We start from the raw sequence: 9,892 nt of genomic DNA, 5'->3' as shown, positions 1-9,892 counted from the left end.
CAAACAACATTGCAAAATGCTAATCCAGTAATTCATCCATCTGTAACATTGTTAAATGCAGCATTAATAGAAAGAACCAAGGGTAACTTTTATTTCTATGAAGAAGGAGTTACTAAAGCAGTAGGGAGATTAATGAAGGAGGTAGACAAAGAGAGAATAGCTATAGGTGAGAAATTAGGATTTAAAGTCATTGAAGATCCTATATTAGGTATGAAGCAAGGATATATGCAAGAAGCTACTTATGACAAAGGATACTCAGAAGCTATAGGATTTAAGGGAATAGGAGCACAAGCAAATCTAGAACACAGATATTTAAATGAGGATGTAGGATATGGTCTAATATTCTTGTCAGATTTGGGAAAACAAATAGGAGTTCCAACACCAACCATGGATGCAGTGATAAAGATTGCATCAGTTATTATGGAAAAAGACTATGGAGGAGAGAAGAAAAGAACCATGGAAACATTAGGTTTAGATAAATACCAAATGTCAAGTTTACTTGAAATTTTATAAAATATTATAAAAATTTGGGAGGTAATATAATGGATCCGGTTACAAGTTATGGAATTTTATCATTATTACCAGCATTTACAGCATTAATTCTTGCATTTATCACTAGAGAAGCAGTTTTTTCACTATTAGTAGGAGTTTTAGTCGGAATTATTGTTACAGGACAAAATATTTTATTTGGATTTACAGGATTAGCTCAATCAGCTTTAGGAAATGCAGATTTTATTTGGGTTCTAAGTATAGAAGTTTTCGTAGGAATAATGATTGCCTATTTTCAAAAATCAGGGGCAATTGATGTGTTTTCAAAAACCATTGAAAAATTCAATGTAAAAGCAAGAGGAGCTCAAGTGTTAGCTTGGTTATTAGGAATATTTATATTCTTTAGTGATTATTTTAGTCCACTATATGTAGGTACAGTTATGAGGAATATAACAGACAAAGCAAAAGTTTCAAGGGAAAAGCTAGCCTATATATGCGACTCTACGTCTGCACCAGTTTGTACAATAATTCCATTTTCATCTTGGGGAGTATATATGGCTGGCTTAATAGTTGGAATTGGAGCATTTACAGATAATAATATAGCTATGAATGCTATAGTTAGAATGGTTCCATTTAACTTCTATGGTATATTATCAGTAATAATGGTAGGAGCAATAGCTTTTGGAATATTTCCAGATTATGGGCCAATGAGAAAAGCGGAAAAAAGAACTAGGGAAACAGGTAAAGTAGTAGGAGATGCAGCAAGGCCTTTATTAGGTAAGGAACTTTCAGAAATAAAACCAAAGGAAGGTATTAAGCCAAACATTTTCATAAACTTCTTTGCACCAGCTTTAATTATTATTTCAATTACCTTGGGAACATATATATTTACTGGCAGTGCAAAAACATTAGAAGGTTTCGTTGCAGCAGTATCATTTCAATTTATAACTATGTTAATTCAAAAGATGGGAACTATACCAGAACTAATAGAAACGGCAGTTGAAGGAATAAAAGGTATAATTTCAGCAGTTATAATATTAGCATTAGCTTATTCACTAAATTCTATAAGTAAGGAATTGGGAACAGCTAATTATGTTATATCTATAGCTAGTTCATGGATGACACCAGCACTATTACTAGTATTCACTTTCATTATTTCTGCATTTATAGCCTTCTTTACAGGAACAAGTTGGGGAACATATGCGATTATAACGCCAATGGTTGTTCCGTTAGCATTCAATTTAACAGGGGGAGCAATAACTACTTTAGTATATGCAACTTTAGCAGCAGTAATGGGTGGAGGATGTTTTGGAGATCACTGTTCACCATTATCAGATACAACAATATTATCATCATTGGCAGCAGGGGCTGATCATATTGATCACGTAAAAACACAAATACCTTATGCTCTTTCAGTAGCGGGAGTATCTGCCGTATTATATTTAGTAATAGGAATAATGTTATAGAATTTAAACCTTGGGGGAATAAATATGATAATAGGAATACCAAAAGAAATAAAACCAAACGAATATAGAGTAGCTTGTGATCCTAATGGAGTAAAGGAAATTGTAAGCAGAGGACATCAAGTATTGATTGAAAAAAATGCAGGTTTAGGCAGCGGATTTACTGATGATGAATATAGGGAACAAGGAGCATCAATAATTGGCTCTGCCAAAGAAGTATTTGAAAAGGCTGATTTAATATACAAGGTCAAGGAAATATTCCCGGAGGAATTTGAATATATGAGAGAAGGACAAATAATATTTACTTATATTCATTCCAATGCCTATAAAGAGCAAACAGATGCTATGATTAAAAAGAAAATCATAGGAATAGCATATGAAGATGTAAATGACAAAGAAGGTGAATTTCCATTATTAAGACCAATGAGTATAATAGCAGGGAAAGGAGGTTTCTTAGCAGCATTAAACTTTATGCAAAAAATACATGGTGGTAATGGAATATTATTATCAAGAATAGATGGCATAAGAACACCTGAAATAACTATTATAGGAGCAGGTAATTCAGGTGTAGCAGCTGCAGAGTTAGCATCAGCTTTTGGAAACAAAGTAACTATACTAGATATAGATATAAAGAAACTTGAAGAAGCAAGAAAAGTATTGTCGCCTAATGTTGAACTATTATATTCTAATAGAAATAATTTAGAAATGTGTTTAAGAAGGACGGATATATTAATGAACTGTATTCTATGGCCAAAATGGAGAAAAGATCATTTAGTAGAGAGGAGTATGCTAAGTATGATGAAGAAAAGCTCTTTAATAGTAGATGTCTCCTGCGATGAAGGTGGAGCTATAGAAACTTGTAAATCAACATCTCACGATGATCCTATTTATAAAATAGACGGAATAACACATTATTGTGTAGATAACATACCATCAGCTTTTTCACAGACAGCAACCAAATCATTATGTAATTCAACTTTACCATATTTATTACAAATAGCCAATAAAGGAGTAGAACAAGCATTAAAAGATGATAAATATCTTAGAAGGGGTTTATCTTTCTATTATGGAAAATTAACTCTAGAAGAAACTGGAAGGAAACAAGAAAGACCATATATAACACCTGAAGAAGCTTTAGGAATATAAGTAAAGAAAATTAAAAAATTCATAAGTATTTTAAGCTGCTAAAATATCCTATAGAGTTTACAATATTGTAAATTCTATAGGATATTTTGTTTGCAATATATACTTAAAAATGACGTAAAAATTAAAATATATTTGTTTATTGTCAGAAATAGTAGGGATTTTATTTAATTAAAATAAGATTGTAATATTCAAGTTTTCAAGAAAATATTGACTATTTAATAAAAAATACTACGTATATTAAACTTTATATATGAATAAGTTTAATATACGTAGTATTTTAAGTAAATCTTATATTAAAAACAAGACTTATCATATACCTATCATATGAAGAACAATAAATATCATTAAATTCCCAGACAGTTTAACAATAACAAAATACAGATTAATCAATAGGTTTTAGGAAAAAAATAAATGCTTTATATAATTACTAAATGAATAAAATAGAATTTCTAAAACATATAACAATATATTGTTTAATATATTGTTATTAAAAACAATTAAATTTTAAATTATCCACAGAAAATAGATAAGGCTATTAAATATATTAATAAATCAAGTAAATTGCTTTGATTATAAAACTTATCAAAAACAGTATAAATATCTCAAAAAAATTCAATTATTTAGGTGAACCTGCCAAATGATTTATTTAAAAATGTACTGAAGAGAGGAGGATTTTATATGATTTTTACTGAATATACTTAAAATATAAATAATAGTATTAAAGTTTATACAATGTACTAGTAAATAAATATATAAGAAAGGAAATGAGAAATGGAAAATGAAAAAATATTAGAGATTAAAGATCTACACACTGCTTTTAGATTTCAAGATGAATACTTTAACGCAGTAGATGGAGTTTCTCTTACCTTATATAAGAATGAGTTACTAGCCATAGTTGGAGAGTCTGGTTGTGGTAAAAGTACTGTTGCTAATTCTATAGTGGGATTACATGATAAAAATTTTACTCGAGTTAGTGGAGAAATAATTTATAATGGTGAAAACATGGTTGAATATTCAGAGGAACAATTAAATAAAATTAGAGGGAAGGAAATAGGCTTTATTTTTCAAGATCCACTAGCATCGCTAAATCCACTACATAAGATTGGAAGACAGATAGAAGAGTCTTTAATATATCATACAGACTTGGATAATGAACAAAGGAAAGAGAGAGTTTTAGAACTTTTAGAACAAGTAGGAATTGCTAACCCTAGAAGAACAGTAAATCAATTTCCACACCAATTATCAGGTGGTATGAGACAAAGAGTGTTAATTGCTATAGCACTTTCATGTAAGCCTAATATAATAATAGCAGATGAGCCTACGACTGCTTTAGATGTTACAATACAGGCTCAAATATTAGATCTTCTAACAGAACTCCAAAGAGAAATTAATGCGGGAATTATTCTTATTACTCATGATTTAGGGGTAGTAGCACAGATGGCAGATAGGGTTGCAGTAATGTATGCCGGGCAAATAGTTGAAATGGGCAATGCTAAAGAAATTTTTAATAATCCTCTTCACCCATATACAAGATCATTACTACAGTCAATACCTCAGAGCAATTCAGTTGGTGAAGAACTTCATGTTATTCATGGAATAGTTCCATCTTTGAAAAATTTGCCAAGAGAAGGTTGCCGTTTTGCATCAAGGATTCCATGGTTAGGACAGTCAGAACATGAATCCAATCCTGTACTTCATGAGGTTTCAAAGGATCATTTTGTAAGATGCACTTGTTGGAGAAATTTTCACTTTGAAAATGAAGGGGGGCATTAGAATGAGTTTTCTAGACGTTGAGAATTTAAAAGTACATTTTTCTATTCGTGGAGGATTCTTTAATACTATACAAGATTATGTTTATGCAGTAGATGGAGTCAGTTTTTCTATTGAAGAAGGGAAGACTTATGGTCTTATTGGTGAATCGGGTTCTGGTAAAACTACAATTGGAAAGGCTATTGTTGGACTAGAAAAACCAACGGGAGGCTCTATTTTATACAATGGACAACCAGTTCATACAAAAAGTCTTAGAAAAAAAGTAAAATACAATCAAGATGTCCAAATGATATTTCAAGATGTTTTGTCTAGTTTAGATCCTAAAAAAAGGATTAGAGATATTATTGCTGAACCCATTAGAAATTATGAAAAATTATCAGCAGAAGAAGAAATAGAAAAGGTTTTACAACTATTAAATATAGTAGGAATGCCTTCTGATTCCTTGTATAGGTATCCACATGAATTTTCAGGTGGACAAAGACAAAGAATAGGTGTAGCAAGAGCTGTAGCATTAAATCCAAAACTCATTGTTGCAGATGAACCTGTTTCTGCTCTTGACTTATCAGTTCAAGCACAGGTATTAAATTTTTTAAAGGAAATACAAAAAGATTTTGGGTTAAGTTATCTATTTATATCTCACGACCTAGGAGTAGTAAAACATATGTGTGACTACATATACATCATGTATAGGGGCAGATTTGTAGAGGCAGGTACAAGAGATGACATATATAATAATCCACAGCATATTTATACTAAAAGACTGATTGCTGCCATTCCAGAAATCAATGCTGAAAATAGGGAAGAGCTTCGAAATAATAGAATTAAAGTTGAACAGGAATACCAAGAAAGGCAAGATTTATTTTATGATGGAAAAGGAAGGGTATTTGATTTAATCCAGATTTCTGAGACTCATTATGTTGCAATAAAAAGTAAGGAGGATTTATAAAATGTGGAAAACAGTCTTACGTAGAATTCTATTAATGATACCTCAGATTATAATATTAAGTATAATCGTATTTGCATTAGGTAAGATGATGCCAGGAGATCCTTTTACTGGTTTGATAACTCCAGATATTGATCCTTCAGTTATTGAAGCATTAAAGGAAAAGGCAGGTCTAAATGATCCTCTACCTGTCCAATATAAAAATTGGATTGTTAGAATTATTAGAGATGGTGACTTTGGTAAATCTTATACTTATAAAATGCCAGTAGCCACATTGATTGGTGAAAGAGCTAAAAATACATTGTGGCTATCCTTATTGACATTAATATTGACATATTTAATAGCAATACCTCTTGGTATATATGCTGGACGGTATCAAAATTCATGTTTTGATAAATGTGTAATAATATATAATTTTATTAGTTATGCTATACCTTCATTTATTCTATCATTAATACTTCTGGCCATATTTGGATATAGATTAGAATGGTTTCCAACTACGGGATCCGTTGAAATAGGTGTTCAAAAAGGAACAATTGACTATATTCTTAGTAAATTGCATTATATGATTTTACCAGCTATTACAGCTGCAGTCTTAAGAACTACTGGAACTATACAATATCTTAGAAATGAAGTAATAGATGCTAAAACTCAAGATTATGTTAAAACTGCTAGAAGCAAAGGTGTGCCTATAAATAAAGTTTATACTCATCATATATTTAGAAACTCACTACTGCCCATAGCTGCATTTTTTGGATTTACTATTACTGGACTTCTAAGTGGTTCTGTTTTTATTGAAACAATTTTTAGCTATTCAGGTATGGGAGAACTATTTATTACATCAATTACTAGCAGGGATTATTCAGTAATGAATGCCTTAGTTTTGTTATTTGGTGTATTAACATTGTTTGGAAGCTTATTGTCCGATATAATAATGGCCTTTGTTGATCCAAGAATAAGGATAGAATAGGAGGGAGCAAGTATGCAAAAAAATCAACTTCATGAAAATAACACTATATCTAAAACAGAGGAAAAAAACTTAAAAGCTTCCAGTGAGGTTCCATCCTTTTGGAAGGTGGTAAAAAGAGAATTTGAATTTGATAAACTTGCAACGATATGTCTTATTATCCTAATTATTATTTTTTCTACTGTACTAATCGGTTCCTTTGTTTTAAATCAAGAAGAAGTTATGAAAATAAACTTAAGAAATAAATATAAATCACCAAGTAGAGAATTTATTTTAGGGACAGATATTGGAGGTAGATCCATTGCAGGTCAATTGCTAATCGGTGGAAGAAATTCCATTTTAATAGGCTTTGCTGTTACTATATTAACTTCTGCAATAGGAGTAATTGTTGGATTAATTGTTGGGTTTTATGGTGGCAAAATAGACAATGTAATAATGCGAATATGTGATTTTATTTCTATACTACCTACAACTATGCTCATTATCACATTTGTAGTTGTTATTCCCAAATATACTATGTGGCATTTTATATTTATTATGACTATATTTTATTGGGTAGGAATGACTAGATTAGTAAGGAGTAAGGCCTTGTCAGAAAATAGAAGAGATTATATAAATGCTTCTAGGATAATGGGGACAAGTGATTTAAAGATTATGTTTGGTGGTATTTTACCTAATATTAGTTCAATAATCATTGTAGATTTGATTTTAGGCTTTGCTGGTAATATAGGAATCGAAACGGGTCTATCTTTCTTAGGATTTGGCTTACCGCCTTCAACACCTTCATTGGGAACTTTGGTTTCTTATGCTAGAACTCCAGGTGCAATGTCGAGTAAGCTATGGTTGTGGCTGCCTGCATCATTATTGATATTAGTGATGATGCTGTGTATAAATTATGTCGGGCAAGCATTTAAGAGAGCGTCCGATGCAAAGCAAAGATTAGGATAAAAAAGGGGGAATTGTAAAATGAAGAGAAAAATTAAAGCTATTATTCCATTTTTGTTAGTATTTATGCTTGTACTAACATCATGTGGTAAAAAAGAAGTAACTTCACCGAATCCAGAAGAAGTAACTCAGCAGCCAGATAGTGATGAAGGTAAGAATAAAGCATCAAAGGAAATAGAATTACCTCATCCAATGCTTCTTAAAAAGGATGGTGAAACAGTTGGAGGAACACTTAATGTTGCTTTAGTTACAGATACACCTTTTGAAGGTATTTTCAACACATTTTTATATTCGAATAATGTAGATTTTAAATTAATGGAACCATCGAATGGAATTTTTATGAAATCGGGTTCAAACTATGAAATAATAGATGGTGGATATTGTGATGTTGAATTTAATAAAGAATCTAAGACAGCTACTTATAAGATTCATAAGGATCTAACTTGGTGTGATGGTGTACCTGTAACAGCGGAAGATATAATATTTGTATATGAGAGCATTGCACATAAAGATTATCCAGGAGTAAGGTTTGATAGTGATTATAGAAATGTTGTAGGTATAGAAGAGTATCATGCAGGAACTGCCGATACTATTTCAGGGCTTAAGAAAATTGATGATAAAACACTTGAAGTATCCTTTAAGGAATTTTATCCAGGAATATTATGGGGAGCAGGTCTTACTTATAATGCTGAACCAGCACACTATCTAAAGGACATTTCAATAGAAGATATGGAGGGACATGAAAAGGTTAGAATAAAGCCACTATCTTGTGGTCCATTTATGGTATCCAATATAGTTCCTGGCGAATCAGTAGAATATGTTCCTAACCCATATTGGTTCGGAGAAAAGCCAAAAGTAGATAAGATTGTTTATAAAAGAACAAATCCTGATACTATAGTAGAAGCATTAAAAGCTGGAACATTTGATTTAGTTTCTGAAATAAATGTTGATAGTTATCCAGAGTATAAAGATTTAAGTAATATTACATTATTATCAAATATAAGCAGAACTTATGGATATATGGGTTTTAAACATGGTAAATGGGATAATCAAGCTAAAAAGGTTATAGTTGATTCAAATAAGAAAATGTCTGATGTTAAACTAAGACAGGCAATTGCTTATGCCATGAATAATGAAGAAGTAGCAGAAATGTTTTATAATGATTTAAGAATACCTGCTAATTCATTAATTACACCAGCTCATGCTACTTTTTGGAATTCCGAGCAAGAAGGATATGAATATAATCCAGAGAAAGCAAAGCAAATACTGGATGAGGCTGGTTATATAGATAAAGACGGAGATGGTATGAGAGAAGATCCAAATGGAAATAAGTTAAAGATTAATTTTCTTTCAATGTCAGGTGGAGATATTGCGGAGCCATTAGCACAATTCTATGTTCAATGTTGGAAAGAAGTTGGATTAGATGTAAGTTTACAAAATGGAAGATTAATAGAAATGAATGCCTTTTATGATATGGTTGAAGAAGATAATAAAGATATTGATATATATATGGCTGCTTGGAATACTGGTTCTAATCCAGACCCATCAGGGTTATATGGAAGAGATGCAATGTTTAATTATCCTAGGTTTGCAACAGAGGAAAATGATAGGCTTTTAGCTGCTATTGCATCAGGTGATGCATTTGGAGAAGATGGAATTGATAATGATTATTTAATAAAAGCTTATCATGATTGGCAAAAATATGCACATGATGAAGTTATAGTAGCACCGACACATTACAGAGTGGCATTAACAGCAGTTAATAATCGTGTTAATTATATTGATGTAAATACGGTTACTGACTGGGGATGGGAAAAGATTGGATTATTATCCGATTCTCCTGAAAAAGCAAAATAGTAAGATTATAATTAAATAAAATAAAATAAAGTCTAGTGATAAAAAGTCATTAGACTTTATTTTTTGAGGATAAATTTTAAAGTGCAAGGCTAGATATATAAGAAATAGTAGTTTTAAATACTATTATTTCTTGTAACTCTTTTATTGTAATTAATCTTTACATAGAATTAATTATACTAAATTGGGTATAAATCATATAATAGAATAAAAAAGTTAGGATGATAATATGAAAACAATAGCTGCGTTTTTTGATATTGATGGAACTATATTTAGAAATTCTTTAATGATTGAGCATTTTAAAAAACTAAATAA

At 30.9% G+C, this 9,892-nt stretch carries 8 protein-coding genes and 1 pseudogene; all 9 read left to right on the top strand.

Going from position 1 to position 9,892, the window contains the following annotated elements:
- On the top strand, nucleotides 1-513 hold a 513-nt coding region (locus tag RT714_RS10855), incomplete at its 5' end, for an NAD/NADP octopine/nopaline dehydrogenase family protein (RefSeq protein ID WP_313757589.1).
- A 29-nt stretch (nucleotides 514-542) separates the two neighbouring features.
- Nucleotides 543-1,955 (top strand): Na+/H+ antiporter NhaC family protein, encoded by a 1,413-nt coding sequence (locus RT714_RS10850; protein ID WP_313757588.1) that lies wholly within the window; start codon nucleotides 543-545, stop codon nucleotides 1,953-1,955.
- A gap of 24 nt (nucleotides 1,956-1,979) precedes the next feature.
- A complete protein-coding gene (locus RT714_RS10845) occupies nucleotides 1,980-3,098 on the top strand; it encodes an alanine dehydrogenase (protein ID WP_313757587.1) in 1,119 nt (372 codons plus the stop codon).
- A gap of 771 nt (nucleotides 3,099-3,869) precedes the next feature.
- On the top strand, nucleotides 3,870-4,871 hold the full coding sequence (locus tag RT714_RS10840; RefSeq protein ID WP_313757586.1) for an ABC transporter ATP-binding protein: 1,002 nt from the start codon (nucleotides 3,870-3,872) through the stop codon (nucleotides 4,869-4,871).
- A gap of 1 nt (nucleotide 4,872) precedes the next feature.
- On the top strand, nucleotides 4,873-5,814 hold the full coding sequence (locus tag RT714_RS10835) for an ATP-binding cassette domain-containing protein (protein ID WP_313757585.1): 942 nt from the start codon (nucleotides 4,873-4,875) through the stop codon (nucleotides 5,812-5,814).
- Nucleotide 5,815: 1 nt separating this feature from the next.
- Nucleotides 5,816-6,781, top strand: coding sequence for an oligopeptide ABC transporter permease (opp4B, locus tag RT714_RS10830; protein ID WP_313757584.1), 966 nt, complete (start codon nucleotides 5,816-5,818; stop codon nucleotides 6,779-6,781).
- 12 nt (nucleotides 6,782-6,793) lie between these two features.
- Nucleotides 6,794-7,726 carry an ABC transporter permease gene (locus tag RT714_RS10825; RefSeq protein WP_313757583.1) on the top strand — a complete coding sequence of 311 codons (933 nt, stop codon included), beginning with the start codon at nucleotides 6,794-6,796 and terminating at the stop codon, nucleotides 7,724-7,726.
- A gap of 18 nt (nucleotides 7,727-7,744) precedes the next feature.
- The gene (locus RT714_RS10820) at nucleotides 7,745-9,580 is read left to right on the top strand and encodes an oligopeptide ABC transporter substrate-binding protein (RefSeq protein WP_313757582.1); all 1,836 of its coding nucleotides are present in this window, start codon (nucleotides 7,745-7,747) and stop codon (nucleotides 9,578-9,580) included.
- Nucleotides 9,581-9,806: 226 nt separating this feature from the next.
- Nucleotides 9,807-9,892: pseudogene (locus RT714_RS10815) on the top strand (HAD-IB family hydrolase); the annotation flags it as partial.

Origin of the sequence: Tissierella sp., assembly GCF_032104385.1 — a bacterium.
In the GTDB taxonomy this organism is placed as follows: Bacteria; Bacillota; Clostridia; order Tissierellales; family Tissierellaceae; genus Tissierella.
Note: the sequence above shows the minus strand (reverse complement) of the source record. Positions and strands in the feature narration are given on the sequence as shown.

Excerpts from the sequence above, each read along its gene's own strand:
- RT714_RS10850 (WP_313757588.1), top strand. The coding sequence starts at position 543 with ATGGATCCGGTTACAAGTTATGGAATTTTATCATTATTACCAGCATTT.
- RT714_RS10845 (WP_313757587.1), top strand. The coding sequence starts at position 1,980 with ATGATAATAGGAATACCAAAAGAAATAAAACCAAACGAATATAGAGTA.
- RT714_RS10840 (WP_313757586.1), top strand. The coding sequence starts at position 3,870 with ATGGAAAATGAAAAAATATTAGAGATTAAAGATCTACACACTGCTTTT.
- RT714_RS10835 (WP_313757585.1), top strand. The coding sequence starts at position 4,873 with ATGAGTTTTCTAGACGTTGAGAATTTAAAAGTACATTTTTCTATTCGT.
- opp4B (WP_313757584.1), top strand. The coding sequence starts at position 5,816 with ATGTGGAAAACAGTCTTACGTAGAATTCTATTAATGATACCTCAGATT.
- RT714_RS10825 (WP_313757583.1), top strand. The coding sequence starts at position 6,794 with ATGCAAAAAAATCAACTTCATGAAAATAACACTATATCTAAAACAGAG.
- RT714_RS10820 (WP_313757582.1), top strand. The coding sequence starts at position 7,745 with ATGAAGAGAAAAATTAAAGCTATTATTCCATTTTTGTTAGTATTTATG.